The 15,542-nt window shown below is 48.3% G+C and carries 13 protein-coding genes and 2 tRNA genes; 12 read left to right on the forward strand and 3 right to left on the reverse strand.

The genetic code is table 11. The annotated features are described in order from the left end of the window. Window positions 1–89: 89 nt before the first annotated feature. Both NXS08_RS05510 and NXS08_RS05515 read right to left on the reverse strand, forming a co-directional pair. Window positions 90–163 (reverse strand) — tRNA-Pro (locus tag NXS08_RS05510). A gap of 21 nt (window positions 164–184) precedes the next feature. Next, window positions 185–258 (reverse strand) — tRNA-Gly (locus NXS08_RS05515). 267 nt (window positions 259–525) lie between these two features. Here NXS08_RS05515 and NXS08_RS05520 point away from each other — a divergent pair. The 9 genes from NXS08_RS05520 (at window position 526) to NXS08_RS05560 (ending at window position 11,739) form a co-directional block, all read left to right on the forward strand. After that, the gene (locus NXS08_RS05520) at window positions 526–1,704 is read left to right on the forward strand and encodes a glycosyltransferase family protein (RefSeq protein ID WP_259138246.1); all 1,179 of its coding nucleotides are present in this window, start codon (window positions 526–528) and stop codon (window positions 1,702–1,704) included. Window positions 1,705–1,728: 24 nt separating this feature from the next. Next, on the forward strand, window positions 1,729–2,973 hold the full coding sequence (locus NXS08_RS05525; protein WP_259138247.1) for a glycosyltransferase family 4 protein: 1,245 nt from the start codon (window positions 1,729–1,731) through the stop codon (window positions 2,971–2,973). Beyond that, the gene (locus NXS08_RS05530; protein WP_259138249.1) at window positions 2,970–4,106 is read left to right on the forward strand and encodes a glycosyltransferase family 4 protein; all 1,137 of its coding nucleotides are present in this window, start codon (window positions 2,970–2,972) and stop codon (window positions 4,104–4,106) included. Before NXS08_RS05525 ends, NXS08_RS05530 begins: the two co-directional genes overlap by 4 nt. Next, the gene (locus NXS08_RS05535; RefSeq protein WP_259138251.1) at window positions 4,103–5,899 is read left to right on the forward strand and encodes an ABC transporter ATP-binding protein; all 1,797 of its coding nucleotides are present in this window, start codon (window positions 4,103–4,105) and stop codon (window positions 5,897–5,899) included. The genes NXS08_RS05530 and NXS08_RS05535 overlap by 4 nt, the downstream gene beginning before the upstream one ends. Next, window positions 5,896–7,143 (forward strand): aminoglycoside phosphotransferase family protein, encoded by a 1,248-nt coding sequence (locus tag NXS08_RS05540; protein ID WP_259138254.1) that lies wholly within the window; start codon window positions 5,896–5,898, stop codon window positions 7,141–7,143. The genes NXS08_RS05535 and NXS08_RS05540 overlap by 4 nt, the downstream gene beginning before the upstream one ends. After that, complete coding sequence (locus NXS08_RS05545; protein WP_259138256.1) at window positions 7,140–8,195, forward strand: phosphotransferase family protein; 1,056 nt, start codon at window positions 7,140–7,142, stop codon at window positions 8,193–8,195. The genes NXS08_RS05540 and NXS08_RS05545 overlap by 4 nt, the downstream gene beginning before the upstream one ends. A gap of 24 nt (window positions 8,196–8,219) precedes the next feature. Further along, window positions 8,220–9,548, forward strand: a complete 1,329-nt coding sequence (locus NXS08_RS05550; protein WP_259138258.1) for a UDP-glucose/GDP-mannose dehydrogenase family protein — start codon at window positions 8,220–8,222, stop codon at window positions 9,546–9,548. 27 nt (window positions 9,549–9,575) lie between these two features. Further along, window positions 9,576–11,006 carry a cell wall metabolism sensor histidine kinase WalK gene (locus NXS08_RS05555; protein WP_259138260.1) on the forward strand — a complete coding sequence of 477 codons (1,431 nt, stop codon included), beginning with the start codon at window positions 9,576–9,578 and terminating at the stop codon, window positions 11,004–11,006. A 67-nt stretch (window positions 11,007–11,073) separates the two neighbouring features. Then, window positions 11,074–11,739 (forward strand): response regulator transcription factor, encoded by a 666-nt coding sequence (locus NXS08_RS05560; protein WP_259138261.1) that lies wholly within the window; start codon window positions 11,074–11,076, stop codon window positions 11,737–11,739. 227 nt (window positions 11,740–11,966) lie between these two features. Here NXS08_RS05560 and NXS08_RS05565 read toward each other — a convergent pair whose 3' ends face one another. Continuing rightward, entirely contained in the window at window positions 11,967–12,431 is a 465-nt protein-coding gene (locus tag NXS08_RS05565; protein ID WP_259138262.1) for a hypothetical protein, read from the reverse strand. A gap of 254 nt (window positions 12,432–12,685) precedes the next feature. Here NXS08_RS05565 and tig point away from each other — a divergent pair, with 254 nt between their 5' ends. The 3 genes from tig to NXS08_RS05580 all read left to right on the forward strand — a co-directional run bounded on the left by tig (window position 12,686) and on the right by NXS08_RS05580 (window position 15,446). Beyond that, window positions 12,686–13,987, forward strand: coding sequence for a trigger factor (gene tig, locus NXS08_RS05570; protein ID WP_259138264.1), 1,302 nt, complete (start codon window positions 12,686–12,688; stop codon window positions 13,985–13,987). 186 nt (window positions 13,988–14,173) lie between these two features. Then, the gene (locus tag NXS08_RS05575; protein ID WP_259138313.1) at window positions 14,174–14,791 is read left to right on the forward strand and encodes an ATP-dependent Clp protease proteolytic subunit; all 618 of its coding nucleotides are present in this window, start codon (window positions 14,174–14,176) and stop codon (window positions 14,789–14,791) included. A gap of 19 nt (window positions 14,792–14,810) precedes the next feature. Next, the gene (locus NXS08_RS05580; RefSeq protein WP_259138266.1) at window positions 14,811–15,446 is read left to right on the forward strand and encodes an ATP-dependent Clp protease proteolytic subunit; all 636 of its coding nucleotides are present in this window, start codon (window positions 14,811–14,813) and stop codon (window positions 15,444–15,446) included. Window positions 15,447–15,542 lie beyond the last annotated feature (96 nt).

Raw genomic sequence — 15,542 nt, forward strand, 5'->3', positions numbered from 1 at the left:
AAACAAAGCGCCGGCAAAGGACGTAACAGGTAAAGCAATAGAAATGAAAAGTGGCTGTGAACTTATTTCACAGCCACTTTATTTAAGTGTCGGGGTAGCGGGATTTGAACCCACGACCTTCCGCTCCCAAAGCGGACGCGCTACCAAACTGCGCCATACCCCGATATTCATTTATTTTCATAAATGGAGCGAGTGACGGGAATCGAACCCGCACCATCTGCTTGGAAGGCAGAGGCTCTACCATTGAGCTACACTCGCAAATCTTTAAGCGCGAACGCCTTAAGACATAAAAGACTATACAGAAGGATTTAGGTGAATGCAATTTGATTAACGCCGAACCCAGGTTAATAGGATAGTAATCACATTCTCACCAGAAAGATTAGAAAGAAAACCCCGGAAAATAAGGGTTCTTTTCCAAATCTAAGAAAGCTCTAATTTAACCCTCATTCTGTTCTTTTTTCTGCCTGCCACTATTAGGGTTATCAGGCTTCAAGAAAGCGCCCTCGGAACTAAAAGAGCACGAATATGAACGAAAATCCGTTGAAAATAGTCCTCTACAGCCACGATTCCCAAGGACTCGGACATATCCGCCGTAACCTGGCAATCGCACACCAGCTGGTACAGGACTTGCCTCGCCTCACCGGGCGAAGCGTCAGCGGGCTGCTAATTTCCGGTCTGGCACCTACCCACCGTTTCCCTCTCCCAACTGGTTTTGACTGGGTAACCATCCCCGGAGTAAGCAAAGGTGCAAACGGATACCAAGCCCGTTCCTTAAAATCTGAAACCGGACGACTAATCGGACTGCGCTCTGAACTTATCAAAGCAGCCCTGATTGGTTTTAATCCCGACCTGGTAATCGTGGACCGGCACATTTACGGAGTCTGGAACGAACTACGGCATCCCCTCCAAGCACTAAAAGCACAAAATCGACACGCAAAAATCGTCCTCGGTTTACGAGAAATCCTAGATGAACCAGACGTAGTCGCGAAAGAATGGGAAGCCCTGGGAGATTTAACTGCCCTGGCTGAACTTTTGGATAACGTCTGGGTATACGGTGACGAAAAGGTATATAACCCACTTGAAAATGGGCAGATTCCTACCCAGCTGGCCCCCTTAGCGAAATTCACCGGTTACCTGGCGCACGGACGCCGGAAAACCGACTCACAGGCAGCTGCAGAACAAATCGCAGAAACAACCCGCCCATTTATTCTCACCACCACCGGAGGGGGAGAAGACGGGCAACGGATACTCACCGCAGCCGTAGCAGCTAAAGTTCCGGCAGCATACCGTCACCTAATAGTCACCGGGCCACAGCTTGATGAAGCCGCAGTAAATGACTTGCGTACCCAGGCAAGCGAAAATACTCAAATCATTCAAAGCCTACCTGGACTGGGACGGCATATCGGAGAAGCCAGCGCGGTAATCGCCATGGGCGGATACAACACGGTTTGTGAAATTTTAGCTACCAACGTTCCCGCTTTGATTATTCCCCGCGAGATTCCTCGCAAAGAACAGCTGATTCGCGCAAAAGCACTTCACCGCATCAACGCAGTAGATTACCTACGCAATGAAGAAGCTACTGCAACGGCAATAGAAAACTGGCTAGCGCGAGTTTTAGAAACCACTAATGAACGCACTGGCATAAATAAAGATGGTTTAACCACGGTATCTGAATACGCGGCACAACTATTACAAACACGATAAACACAGCAAAAGTAAGGATCAACAATGTCTAAAATCGGTTACGTATTAAAAGTTTACCCACGGTTTTCAGAAACTTTCGTGGTAACAGAAATCTTGGCACGCGAAAACAACGGAGAAACCCTGGTTATCTTCGCGCTGCGTCCCACCACAGACACTCGCTTCCACCCAGAGATTTCTAAAGTAGCTGCAGAAGTTAAATGGGTGCCTCGCCCACTGAAGCCAACTCAATTCTGGCTCCAACTCAGCCAAGATCTGCTGAGTGCAGGTCTAACCGAAAAATTTGCGAAAATCTGGCCAGCCGTAGCACAGCTCCCCGCCGACGAAGTAGCCCAAGGGGTAGCTTTAGCAGTGGCAGCGAAACAGGAAAATGTGACTCACTTACACGCACATTTCGCTTCCTTAGCGGGAAGAACCGCCTGGATCGCTTCACAACTAACTGGAATTCCCTACACGGTAACCACCCACGCGAAAGACATTTTCCACGAATCTGTAAACGAAGAATGGCTTTTAAGAATCGCTACGGGAGCTGCTCAGGTAATCGCCATTTCAAAGTACAACTACGCTTTCTTAGAAAATAAGTTCCGCGGCCAAAATGTGAATCTAGTTCTACAGTACAACGCTTTAGAGCTGGCTCGATTCCCCTTTAAAGAAAAGAACCACAATCTAGCTGCCGAATTGCAGACTCGCCCGTTGAAAGTCTTAGCAGTTGGTCGCCTGGTAGAAAAGAAAGGTTTCGACCTGATGCTGCGGGCGATTAAGCAGCTTACTGACGCTGGCATTGACTTAGATGTCAAGATCGCCGGCGAGGGCGCTGACGGTGAAAGTCTCAAAGCATTAGCTGATTCTTTGGAACTAGGCGAGACTGTGAAGTTCTTAGGTGCTCGCACTCAAGCAGAGGTAAGAGATCTACTCCTTTGGGCAGACGTCCAACTTACCCCTTCAGTCCCTGCTTTGGATGGAAACCTAGATGGATTACCCACAGTCACTTTAGAAGCAATGGCAATGGGAACTTTGGTTATCGCCAGTGACGTAACCGGTTTGCCTGAGGTAGTCCGCCCAGAAAACGGAAACCTTGCGCCTACGGGACTTCTGGTTCCAGCTGGAGATCTGGAAGCCTTAACTGCAGCCCTTAAGCGAGTAGCTGAAGGGGATGTGAATTACACAGAGCTGGTTAAAAACGCTAGAGAACTGATTGAAACTGAGTTTGATTCAGCGCAACAAGCACGTAACTTGGCAGATTTAATGAAAAACGGAGGAGAACTACGATGAAAATCGCATACGTTTGCGCCGATCCGGGGATTCCAGTTTTTGGAACTAAGGGCGCCAGTGTTCACATTCAAGAAGTTATCCGCCAAATGTTAGCTAAAGGGCATGAAGTTAGTGTTTTCGCGATCAGAAAAGGAACTGAAATTCCCGCTGACTTAGCACACCTGCCCGTGCGCGTCTACGAACTTTCTAATGAGCTGAAGAAAAATCCAGCGCAAAGAGAAGACGCTCAAGCCCTGGCAGCTGAGGAAATCGCGAAAGCTATTAGTAGCGAGAACTTTGACCTGGTGTACGAGCGCTACTCACTATTTTCTTCAGTACTTTTCCAAGTGCGCTCAACCAAACCAGAAACTAAGACTATTTTAGAAGTGAACGCGCCTTTAATCGAGGAACAGCGTAAACATCGAGTTCTGGTGAAAGAAGAATTAGCGCAGACCTGTCTACAACTTCAGGTAAGTGCCGCAGACGCGGTTATCTGTGTTTCTGACCGAGTCACTGCCTGGGTGCAGGCAATGGTTCCCGCCTACGCGCAGAAGGTGCATACGGTAAACAATGGAGTTAATCCAGAGCGGATTACCGTGCAACCAGAAGCAGATGAAGTGGTTGTAACTTTCGTAGGCACTTTGAAACCTTGGCACGGGGTAGAAGACCTGTTGAAAGCATACGCTTTAAAAGAAACCGCTTGGAAACTTCGGATTATCGGGGCGGGGCCAGAAGAAGCAGACCTGCAGCGTCAAGCCGGTGAACTTGGTTTGGATGTTGATTTCTACGGGGCTGTGCCACCGCAAGAAATGCCGGCTGCGTTAGCTGGAACTGCGATTGGAGTAGCCCCTTACCCGATTCCTCAAAGCCCGGAGGAACACTACTTTTCGCCCTTGAAGATTTACGAATACTTAGCTGCCGGTCTGGCTGTGGTAGCAACTGATGTAGCTGATATTCCAGAACTTTTGGACGGCTGTGGGGTAGTTGTTCCCGCTTCAAACCCACTTGCTTTAGCAACTGCGATTGATGATTTAGTAATTAACTCGCAGGCGCGCCACGAACTGCAGCTTTTAGCGCGTGAAGCGGCTGTAACTAAACACTCTTGGAAGCAGGCAGTGGAACGTATCTTCGCTTTGGCGGGAGCTTCTCTATGAGTAGTAAAAAGTCAGCCAGAAAACGCACTATGAAGATGATAGCTCCGGAGCTGAAACCACATGCTCCGCTGGCTGTCGTGGGTGTGATTGCGCTGCTTTTAGAAGTTATTTTCCGCGTGTTAGAACCCTGGCCGCTGAAGATCGTTATCGATAACGTGATTCCGATGGGATACAGTAAGGAAGCAATTTCTACGCTTATTCTGGTTGCTGGATTACTGGTGGGGACGGTTGCGCTCCGCGCCGTGAGTAACTATCTGGCGACTATTTCCTTTGCCCTGGTTGGATCGCGTATCTCAGCTAATTTACGAGCCCGCGTTTTCCGGCACGTGCAAAGTTTAGATCAGCAGTATCACGCGCGAAACCGCAGTGCTGACACCGTGCAGCGAATTGTAGGTGACGTAGCCCGTCTCCAAGACGTTGCTATTACCGCGGGGCTGCCGCTAATCGCGAATGTGATTACCCTGCTGTTCATGGCAGTAGTCATGTTCTGGATTGACCCGCTTTTGGCTCTGGTAGTTGTTGTGGCAGTTTTATTCTTCATCGTTTCCGCGCAGGGAACTTCCGGGAAAATCACCGCAGCTGCAAAACGGACTCGCCGCGGGGAAGGCCAGTTGGCAAATACGGCGCAAGAATCGCTAACTTCCATTAAAGTTGTCCAAACTTACGGTTTAGAAAAACACTTAGAATCACGGTTCAGTGGTGCTAACCAACGTTCCCTCACCGAGGGCGTCCGGAGCCGTAGGCTATCAGCTCGTTTGGAACGCTCTACCGATGTGATTGTAGGTATTGCGACCGCCGCGGTGATTATCGGCGGGGGGATGCGGGTAATGAATGGCTTTATGACTATCGGAGAACTGGTTTTATTCATCACCTACCTTCGGACCACCATGAAACCATTGCGAGACATGGCAAAATACACGGGACGAATTGCGAAAGCTTCCGCTTCGGGAGAACGCGTAGTTGATTTGCTTGAGGTGAAACCGCAGATTTTCTCTCCGGAATCTCCTACAGCACCTGATGAAGTTCGTGGACGGGTGGAGTTTGAAAATGTGGTGACTCATTACGAGGATCACCAGGTTCTTAAAGGGATTAACCTCACGGTGACTCCACATGAATATGTGGCGGTGATTGGGCCTTCTGGAGCTGGAAAATCCACCTTAGTGTCGCTGCTGACTCGATCTTTAGACCCATCAAGTGGGGTAGTTTCCTTAGACGGCCACCCGTTGCCCGAGTTTTCTTTAGAAAAACTTCGCACCCAAGTTTCGATTCTGCATCAAGAGGCAGTCTTATTTACGGATACGATTCGCGAAAACATTCGCTTTGGTCGTTTCGATGCTACGGATGCAGAAGTAGAAGCTGCTGCCCGAGCCGCTAATGCTGAAGAGTTCATTTTGGCTCAGCCACACGGGTATGACACTTTAGTGGGGGAACGCGGAGGAACCCTTTCAGGTGGCCAGCGTCAGCGTATTGCGATTGCCCGCGCACTCCTTAGAAACTCACCGGTGGTAGTACTTGATGAGGCAACTACCGGATTGGATCCAGAATCTGCCGCACAGGTTTTAGATGCGATTGATTTGCTGGTAGCTAACCGGACTACCATCGCCGTAACTCACGACGTTGAAGTAGTCCGCCGCGCGAGCCGTGTGATATGGCTCCAAGACGGAGAAGTTCTCTTAGACGGCTCCGTACCAGAACTGCTGGAAACTTCCGCTGAGTTCCGTCAGTGGATGGCTTCAGATGAAGCAGAGATTCGGGTTGATACAAATCCAGAAAGATCCGAGGGCGAAAAATGAAACTAACTAATGAGATCATTGCCTTCTTAACTAATCAACGTAACCTTACCGCGTTGCTGCGGGGAACTTGCGGAGCAAAAGGAAATATTAAAGCAACTTCACTGCGGGTTAAACCTGACATGAATGTGGCTTTTAGTTGGGAAGATGAAACCACCCAACTGCAGGGGTGGGGCAGAGTACTCTGGCCGGTTACGCAAATCAAGGCTGAAAAACCAGCCACCATGTCTGCTCGGAAAATGAGGGTTGCTGAAAAACTGGGGATTTCTTATGAGGTTTATACGCTTCCTCTGATCGGTTTCCAAGTTGATGGTGAGCCACTTTTGATCCAGTGGGGAAGCTTCGTCTCAGACCCTTCACTGGCGAAAAGATTCGCTAGATACGTTGATAAGTTGGATGTGAAAGACCTAAATGACTTTAAAGTATTGCGTTACAACCCGTTTCGCAGAATTATTTTCAACGTCAATAACCAGGTTATTCGCTTAGCTAAAGAAGTTAAGTCAGCTGCCTTTTACACGCTTTGGGATGATTTCAAAGATAGCCAACTGCCGGTAGTGGACCTGTTAGATGCAGAACCAACTGCTCCCGCTTTTGAATATGTGCGGGGCTTAGACGGTGAACGTTACTTACAGTTAGCTTCCCCCCAGCAAAATGAAGAGTTTCATCAAATCGCGGGAAGGCGTTTTGCACAGTTACACCTGGTGAAACCTGATTTTTCGCAGGAAGGGAAAGAAACCCTCCAGCAAGAATTACTGGCAGCTGCCCCAAAAATACTCAATCAGATAGAAGTGCATCAGGGAGTGCTGCTACCGCTAGCTACCAGAGGATCAGTCCTGGCTAACGTACTGAAAAAAGAACTGGCGCAAATAGCAGCTCAACTAAAGCCCTTAGAAGGCCCCTTAGTGCTATCTCACGGGGATGCCTCAGCAGATCAGCTAATCGTAGTGGCAGAAAACGGAACGCACGAAATGTATTTGAATGATTTCGATCGAATGTGTTTGGCGCCGGCTGCTTTGGATCTGGGATCTTACCTGTATGTTCATGCGCATACAGAAGTTGCTGAAAATGCTTTCCTACGCGGATACCGGGAAGTAACCGGGAATGTACCTGAGTTTGCTTCCTTACAGATGGGAAAGCTCTACGCTGCTTTGCAACGTTTAGCTACCCCCTTGCGCAGCGCCCAACCAGATTGGGAAAAACAAATCATTGCACAGATTAACAAGCTAAATAAGGAGTACCGGATATGAAAACTGAAACAGTTTTAGCTTCGCGCGAAACGCAGCAAAATCTGCAAACTCCTTTCGCGGTGCTTCGGGAACTCCCTGGGATTGTGCGCGCGTGGCCAGCAAAGCAGGGAGCAATCACTTTTGAAATGCAAGTAGCTGCTGATGAACCAACGGGAGGGAAACTACTTTTAGCTGGAGAAATCAACGCAGCTGGAGAAGTAACTATTCTGCCTGCTGGAACAGATCCGAAAATACCTGCTTTAGCTACTGAACGGGCAGCTAACCCACAGGCGAAACTAGTAGTTCACCGCCTGGGGAAACGTGCAGTACTAATCGCTGAAAATACGGTGATTAAAGTAACTCGCCCAGGTAAAACCAAGGCTCCGATTAACCTTGCACAAATTCCTACAGCGCCAGCTATTTTAATTGACCCGGCAGCCGGTATCTCTAAATTTGTGAAGTTACCAGGAAAAACCCTTCACGATTTAGGAGATGCTGCCGGAGCAGGATGGATGGCATTCATCAAACACCTTGGGGTGCTGCCTACTTTGACAGCTGAGGCTGAGCGAGTAAACCCACAGCCATTCACCGCTGCAGACGAGCAACGCCATTTAGAAACTTGGATTAAGCACGTGGAAAATCACGGAACGCTTAACCACCTTATTTCACTCAAGAGACTCTGGCAAGCAGCGGATAAAGTAGCTGAGAAACTCTCACAAGCTCCGAGCAAGCTGGTGGCCACCCATCGCGACCTGCATGACAAGCAGGTACTTTGGGACGGAAAAACCGCCTACCTGTTAGATTTAGATACTTTCTGTTTAGGTCCAGCGGGCTTAGATTTAGGGAATTTAACGGCGCATCTGGAACTGAGAAAAATACAGGGAAAAATCAGCCCTGAGTTTAAACAGTTTGTTTTGCAACAACTGGCGCAACTACCAGACTACGAACATCATCCTGCATACAATGCAGCCACCCAGCTTCGCTTGGCAGCCGTTTATAGCTTCCGTCCCAGGGCAGCAAAATGGCTTCCCGCCTGGATTGAAAACACTTTAACAACAGTAGAAGAACTTTAAATCAAAGAAAGTAAAGGAAAAAACATGAAAATCTCAGTAATTGGATGCGGATACTTAGGTGCAGTTCACGCAGCTTGTATGGCCTACTTAGGTCATGACGTTTTGGGGATCGACGTTGACCAACAAAAAGTTGATAACCTCAATGCTGGTAAAGCTCCATTTTATGAACCAGGTTTTCCTGAAAAACTCTCAGCAGGTTTAGACAGCGGTAAGCTGATTTTTACCACCACGCCACAGGCAGAGGCACTTAAAGACATTGAAGTACATTTTATTGCCGTGGGTACTCCTCAGGGGGAAAATGGGGCAGCTAACCTCACCTACCTGTGGGAAGCTGTGGAACTGATTTTGGATAACCAGCCTAATCCAAAGGCTGTGATTGTTGGTAAATCAACTGTGCCAGTGGGAACTGCCCAACAGATTAGTGCGCGTCTAGAAACCTATAACGCTGAAAATGGCACGGAACTAAGTTTGATTTGGAACCCAGAGTTCCTCCGTGAAGGTTTCGCTGTGGAAGATACACTACACCCAGACCGGATTGTTTACGGCACCGAAACGGGTGAAGAAAACTGGGCACAACAGCAGCTGGACAAAGTATACGAAATCCCACTGGGTGAAGGTATTGAAAGAATCTTAGCTGACTATGCTACTGCTGAACTGGTAAAGACAGCAGCTAACTCATTCCTGGCAATGAAGATTAGCTTCATTAACGCTATGGCGGAACTGTGTGAAGCTACCGGTGGAAATGTCACCACTTTAGCGCAAGCGATCGGTAAAGATAAACGAATCGGACACCGTTTCTTAGGCGCCGGACTGGGCTTCGGGGGCGGCTGCCTACCTAAAGATATCCGTGCCTTTGGTGCTCGCGCTAAGGAACTGGGTGTTCCTGAAGCAGTTTCATTCCTCACCGATATTGATGCGATTAACAAGCGTCGCCGTGACCGGGCGATTAACTTAAGCGTCCAAATGCTAGATGGAGACGTGAAGAATAAGAAAATCGCTATCTTGGGGGCAGCTTTCAAGCCAAACTCAGATGATATCCGTGACTCGCCAGCTTTGGAAGTGGCAGTGCGTTTGCAAGATATGGGAGCAGAAGTGGTAATCACTGACCCGCAGGCACTTCCCCTGGTAGCTGCTGCCTACCCTCAGCTATCCCTAGTAGAAAACTGGGAAGCTGCAGTTCAAGATGCTGAACTTGTAGTACTTGGAACTGAATGGGACGTATTCAAGCAACTAGACCCAGTTGCAGTTGCTGGAATTGTTTCCACCCGGAAGGTAATTGACGGCCGTAACGTGCTCTCTCCACAAGATTGGAAGAATGCTGGCTGGGAATACCACGGAATGGGTCGCTCCTAAGTCGAAAAAGTAGGCATAATAGGAAGTATGAAAAGCATCAGCCAAACCAGCCTCCACACGAGACTCGTGTGGTCGCTGGTTGTGGTTGCTGCCACTGCTTTAGCTGTTTGTGGGACGCTACTGTTCATCCTGCAAGAAAAATCGTTAGAGAATAGAACTCAAGCATCTTTAGAAGAAGTCGAACACGTTATTTCACGTTTGGCACTTGAAGGGGTGGATCGCCGCACCGGGAAACCCTTTGCGACTCCCACAGATTTGCTATACCACCAGTTCCGCACAAACGTCTTGGGAAGAAATGAAGCGCAGCTAGGATTTAAAGGCGATCAGGTTGCTTTACTTCCCGCCGCGGATGTAGATTTTCGACCAGAAAATGATCCTGAACTAGTCGCTAAACTAGCTTCCCTAGCAGTCTTAGATGAAACTACGATTACTTCACTGCGCACGCAACAAACTGAATACCGCATTATTGTAATCCCAGTAAAAAACGAAGCTGAGCATGCCGCTTTAGCGCATATCATTGACTACCGAGCAACTACTGCGGACCTCCGCTACGCAATCTTAGTATTCGCCCTCACCGCCTTTGGGATTGTAACTAGCGTTATGGGAGTCGCCTGGGTGAGCGTAAAGCGACTCTTAAAACCGATTGAAGAACTCCGCAACGCCGCGGAAAACATTCATGAATCAGACTTAACCTCCCGCGTTCCCCAAAGGTCACAAGACGACCTCGGACTACTAGCGGGCGCATTTAACCGGATGCTAGATCGAGTTGAAACTTCTGTAACTGAACAAAAGAAGCTACTTACCTCACAACGCAACCTTTTAAACGATGTGGGGCATGAACTGCGTACCCCCATCACCATTGTCAGAGGACATTTGGAACTCGCCGACGAAAACGATCCGGTGGACGTGGCAGAAACTAAACAACTGGCCATTGACGAATTAGACCGGATGTCGCTACTTGTAAACGATATATTACTCTTGGCGAAGAGTGCCCAAAGCGACTTTATTAACCCGGTCCCTACGGATATAGCAGATTTAACCGAACAAGTTTTTGCTAAAGCAAAAGGCTTATGTAACCGGACTTGGAATCTTGAAACAGTGGCAGAAACTGAAGTGGAACTGGATGCTTCTCGGATCACTCAAGCCTGGTTGCAGCTAGTTTCAAATGCCGTGAAATATTCGCCCCCAGAAAAACCGATTGCAATAGGATCGGCAGTAGTGGGGAATCAACTACGGATGTGGGTTAAAGATCAGGGGATTGGAATTGACCCATCTGAAGTAAACACGATTATGGAACGTTTCTCTCGCGCTTCAAATGCTTTAAACTATGCTCATGGAACAGGAATTGGATTGAATATTGTAGACTCTATCGTTAAAGCGCATCAAGGTAGAGTTATTATACAATCAAGATTAGGGGCTGGATCTACCTTCATTATGCAGATCCCCCTAACACAGTAAGATCTCCCACTCATAAGCACGCAGCTCATTTTAAGAGCTTTCCCTAAACAAAATACCGTGAGGACCAATGAGTACCATCTTAATCATTGAAGATGAAACCCGGATTGCTGCTTTCATCGCCAAAGGATTAAAATCGGCAGGTTTTACGACTCGACATACTGATTCAGGTAGAGAAGGCATCTTTATTGCTATGGAAGAAGATGTCGATTTAATTATCCTTGACGTAGGTTTACCCGATATAGATGGATTTGAAGTACTTGAACAACTACGGGGGCAGGGCCTATCCACTCCCGTAATCATGCTTACTGCCCGCACTTCAATAGAAGACAGGGTAGCTGGTCTATCATCTGGAGCAGATGACTATATGCCTAAACCTTTCTCATTTGAAGAACTCTTAGCACGTGTGCGGTTACGCCTACGAGTAGCAGTTGAAAACTCTTCCCAATCAGTAAATCAACTCACTCACAAAGACCTAACCTTAGACCTTCGCACGCGTAAAGCTACAGTCAACGGCATTGAAGTAGACCTATCAGCCCGTGAATTTACGCTTGCGGAAACATTCCTGCGTAACCCTGGGCAGGTGCTTAGCCGGGAACAGTTGCTTAACACAGTTTGGGGCTATGACTTTGACCCGGGTTCAAACGTTGTTGATGTTTATGTTGCTTATCTGCGCACCAAGCTGGGGAAAGAACGTTTCCAAACTGTCAGGGGAATGGGATATCGTTTAACCTAAAAGATTTTCCGTTTAACCCGAAAAGACTGGTCGGTTATTAAAAATAGTTGGTCATTTAACCCAAAAATATTGGTGGAGGATAGTACTATCCTCCACCAATATTTATTGTCATGACTGCGCACTTAGGCTAAACCACCTAGCCCGCTAACACCCGTTCCGCTATGCCACACAGCTGACCGAATAAGCACTTAGGCTAAACAAACAACTGCTAATGCAGTGGTCTGGGTTTAATCGTCATCGTCGTCGTCATCATCGTCGTCGTCATCGTCATCGTCGTCATCAAGATCGATTGGCGGAGCGGGATTAACCACAACCGGGGGGGCCGGTTTAGGGGCAGGTGCCGGCTTAGCTTTAGGAGCAGGCGCCGGAGCCGGAGCTGGAGCTGGAGCAGGTGCCGGAGCAGGTTTAGTTTTAACTGAATTATTAGTCTGCTTGGAAGTAGATGAACCCTGCTTAGAACCATCTGGATTAGAATCTGCTTTACCAGGATCATTTGGATCATTAGCATCAGCAGGAGTCTTATCCTCTGAACCAGGATCACTCTTTTGAGCCGGGTTCAAAGTAACTCCGGGTTTTTTAATCTCCCCAGAGGGAGCCGCCGTGAAAGCACCAAACGCGTTCCAAATACCGATTCCAGATAAGATAATGGCAGTTAGCAAAGCAACTAGGCGTGCATACTCTTTGTTGAACATAATTCCTCCTCACCATTTATTCAACCGGAAGGGGCTAAGAAAAGTATCAAAAGAACATTAGAAAGCTCTAATAAAAAGCCGTTAAACGCATAATCCAGCAGGATAACAACAAAACAGTGAGATACGAAACAACCATTGAAACAGTTCAAAAAGAGCCTGGATATGGGAAAGCAACGCAATATATCGTAAGATAGAAAAGTTGTAAGAGCACTCTTGAGTGTCAGGAAAATAAAACAGACTTTGGAGAATGACCAGTGAAGAACACTGTTGAAAATCTGGAATCCACAAAGGTGAAACTAACCGTTGAAGTTCCAGCTGAAGAACTAAAGCAAGATATCGACGCCGCCTACAAAGAGCTGGCAAACCAAGTTAATGTACCTGGTTTCCGTCGTGGTAAAGTACCCGCTCGGATCATCGACCAGCGTTTCGGACGCGCAGTGGTCTTAGAACAGGTCGTAAATAACGTACTGCCTCGCCTATACTCTGCCGCTATCGTTGAACACGATCTGCGCCCTATGGGACAGCCAGAAGTAGATGTAACTGAAATCCCCGCCACTGAAGGGCCAATCGAGGGGCAGCTGGTCTTCACCGCAACCGTTGACGTAGTTCCCGCATTCGACATCCCCGCACTGGATGACGTAGAAATCGTAGTTGATGCAAGTGAAGTAACCGAAGCTGACGTTGACAAGGAACTTGAAGAACTACAGACCCGTTTTGCTACCTTGAAGCCAATCAAGCGCAAGGCAAAGAAGGGTGACTTCGCAACCCTAGATATGGTGGCAGTAATCGACGGTGAAGAAGTTGATAACGTATCTGAAATCTCATACGAAATCGGTTCCAACTCCATGCTCGCCGGCATGGATAAGGCACTTACCGGCATGAAGGCTGATGAAGAAACTACCTTCACCACCGTCCTCGCCGGTGGAGAACATGCAGGGGAAGAAGCAGAAGTAACCCTAAAAGTTACCGCTATGAAGACCCGTGAGCTACCAACTGCAGATGATGACTTCGCACAGATGGTTTCCGAATTTGACACCATCGAAGAACTGCGTGAAGATCTCAAAACTCAGGCAGCTACTTCCAAGAAACACGAACAGGCACTGCAAGCCCGCGACCTGTTAGTAGATAAGCTGATTGAACTATCCGGCATTGAAGTACCTGCTGGCGTAGTAGCATCCGAAGTTGCTAACCGTGTGGGTGAAGGTGCTAAGAAGGCCGAAAAGACTAAGGCAACCGCTGAAATCACTCGGGAAATTGCCGCTCACGTACTTTCTGAAAAACTAGCTTCAGTAAACGAAGTCCAGGTTGGCCAGCAGGAACTCTTCGAGTTCATCATGCAAACCGCACAGATGTACAACATGGATCCAATGCAGCTATTTGGCAACCAGGAACAAATCCAGGCAATGGCAGCAGACCTTACCCGCACCAAGGCAGTTGCTCTGGCACTGGCAGAAGTAACTGTCAAGGATAGTAACGGTGAAGTAGTAGACCTGAGCGAATACACTCGCGCTCCCGGTGAAGAAGCTGAAGCACCCGCAGAAAGCGAAGCTGAGTAAAACCAGCTAAATATTGATTCCTAAAACTATTAGTCGCCACATTAACCTCTAATGTGGCGACTAATAAATTATCTTAAAGTAAAACCTAAATGCGCCCATAGCGAACAAACCGCGTCGAAGAAGCGCAGCAAGGCAACCGCCGTTTAAGCTAGATAGTAGACAAAAGCCATGAAAATAGGAGAAAAGATGGACGCCTACACGCAAACCACTCCGGTAGCGCACCAGGATATGGACCGCAGCATGCCCTTAGGAGACGCGGTATTTAACCGTTTGCTAAAAGAACGCATCATTTGGCTCGGCGGTGAAGTTCGCGATGAAAACGCTAACCAAATTTGTGCGCAGATGCTCCTCCTAGCAGCTGAAGACCCAGAAAAAGACATTTACCTATACATCAATAGCCCGGGAGGTTCCGTAACCGCCGGCATGGCTATCTATGACACCATGCAGTTCATCAAACCTGACGTAGTCACCGTTGCCACCGGGATGGCCGCGTCAATGGGACAGTTCCTGCTTACCGCTGGAGCACCCGGAAAACGCTACGCCACCCCACACGCGCGAATCCTCCTCCACCAGCCACTTGGGGGAGTAGGGGGAACTGCCACAGACATTCGGATCAATGCCGACCTTATCTTGCAGACGAAGAAAGAACTGGCACAGATCAACGCAGAACGTACCGGAAAATCAGTGGAACAAATCAACATTGACGCAGACCGCGACCACTGGTACACCGCTTCAGAAGCCTTGGAATACGGTTTCTTCGATCACATCATCACTAAAGCAGACGCAATAAGCGCCGGGCACTGAAAGCTGAGGAAAGAATAGTATGAATCACCACATGGGGGTAAACCCAGCTAACCTACCTTCAGGCCGTTACGTGATGCCACAGTTCGAAGAACGTACCGCCTACGGTTTTAAACGCCAAGACCCATACGGCAAACTCTTTGAAGACCGGATCGTCTTTTTAGGGGTGCAGGTCGATGACGCTTCCGCAGATGACGTGATGGCGCAGCTACTGGTATTAGAATCTCAAGACCCAGACTCACTCATCACCATGTACATTAACAGCCCAGGTGGTTCTTTCACCGCCATGACGGCAATCTATGACACCATGCAGTACATTAAGCCACAAATCCAAACCGTGTGCTTAGGGCAAGCAGCTTCCGCTGCGGCAGTACTATTGGCAGGTGGCTCTCCGGGACGTCGTTTAGCACTTCCAAATGCGCGAGTATTAATCCACCAGCCTTCCATGGAAGGTATGCGCGGGCAGGCTTCAGATATTGAAATTATCGCGCAGGAAATGGACCGGATGCGCCTTTGGTTAGAAGAAACCATTGCTAAGCATACTGGGCGTGATATTGAACAGGTGCGTCGCGACATTGACCGCGACAAGATCCTCACCGCCCAGCAGGCACTGGAATACGGTTTGATTGACCAAGTTCTTACTTCACGTAAAGCCTAACCTATAGCAGGAGCTAGTTTTACTACGTAAAGCTGACTTACAAGCGCGTTAAAGTCGCTGAAATGCCCGACGTAAACTAACCTAGAAACGTCGGGC

It is taken from the genome of Gleimia sp. 6138-11-ORH1 (assembly GCF_024814355.1).
Classification (GTDB): domain Bacteria; phylum Actinomycetota; class Actinomycetes; order Actinomycetales; family Actinomycetaceae; genus Gleimia.

Coding starts and splice junctions, on each gene's coding strand:
- NXS08_RS05520 (WP_259138246.1), top strand. CDS start 526: ATGAACGAAAATCCGTTGAAAATAGTCCTCTACAGCCACGATTCCCAA.
- NXS08_RS05525 (WP_259138247.1), top strand. CDS start 1,729: ATGTCTAAAATCGGTTACGTATTAAAAGTTTACCCACGGTTTTCAGAA.
- NXS08_RS05530 (WP_259138249.1), top strand. CDS start 2,970: ATGAAAATCGCATACGTTTGCGCCGATCCGGGGATTCCAGTTTTTGGA.
- NXS08_RS05535 (WP_259138251.1), top strand. CDS start 4,103: ATGAGTAGTAAAAAGTCAGCCAGAAAACGCACTATGAAGATGATAGCT.
- NXS08_RS05540 (WP_259138254.1), top strand. CDS start 5,896: ATGAAACTAACTAATGAGATCATTGCCTTCTTAACTAATCAACGTAAC.
- NXS08_RS05545 (WP_259138256.1), top strand. CDS start 7,140: ATGAAAACTGAAACAGTTTTAGCTTCGCGCGAAACGCAGCAAAATCTG.
- NXS08_RS05550 (WP_259138258.1), top strand. CDS start 8,220: ATGAAAATCTCAGTAATTGGATGCGGATACTTAGGTGCAGTTCACGCA.
- NXS08_RS05555 (WP_259138260.1), top strand. CDS start 9,576: ATGAAAAGCATCAGCCAAACCAGCCTCCACACGAGACTCGTGTGGTCG.
- NXS08_RS05560 (WP_259138261.1), top strand. CDS start 11,074: ATGAGTACCATCTTAATCATTGAAGATGAAACCCGGATTGCTGCTTTC.
- NXS08_RS05565 (WP_259138262.1), bottom strand. CDS start 12,431: ATGTTCAACAAAGAGTATGCACGCCTAGTTGCTTTGCTAACTGCCATT.
- NXS08_RS05575 (WP_259138313.1), top strand. CDS start 14,174: ATGGACGCCTACACGCAAACCACTCCGGTAGCGCACCAGGATATGGAC.
- NXS08_RS05580 (WP_259138266.1), top strand. CDS start 14,811: ATGAATCACCACATGGGGGTAAACCCAGCTAACCTACCTTCAGGCCGT.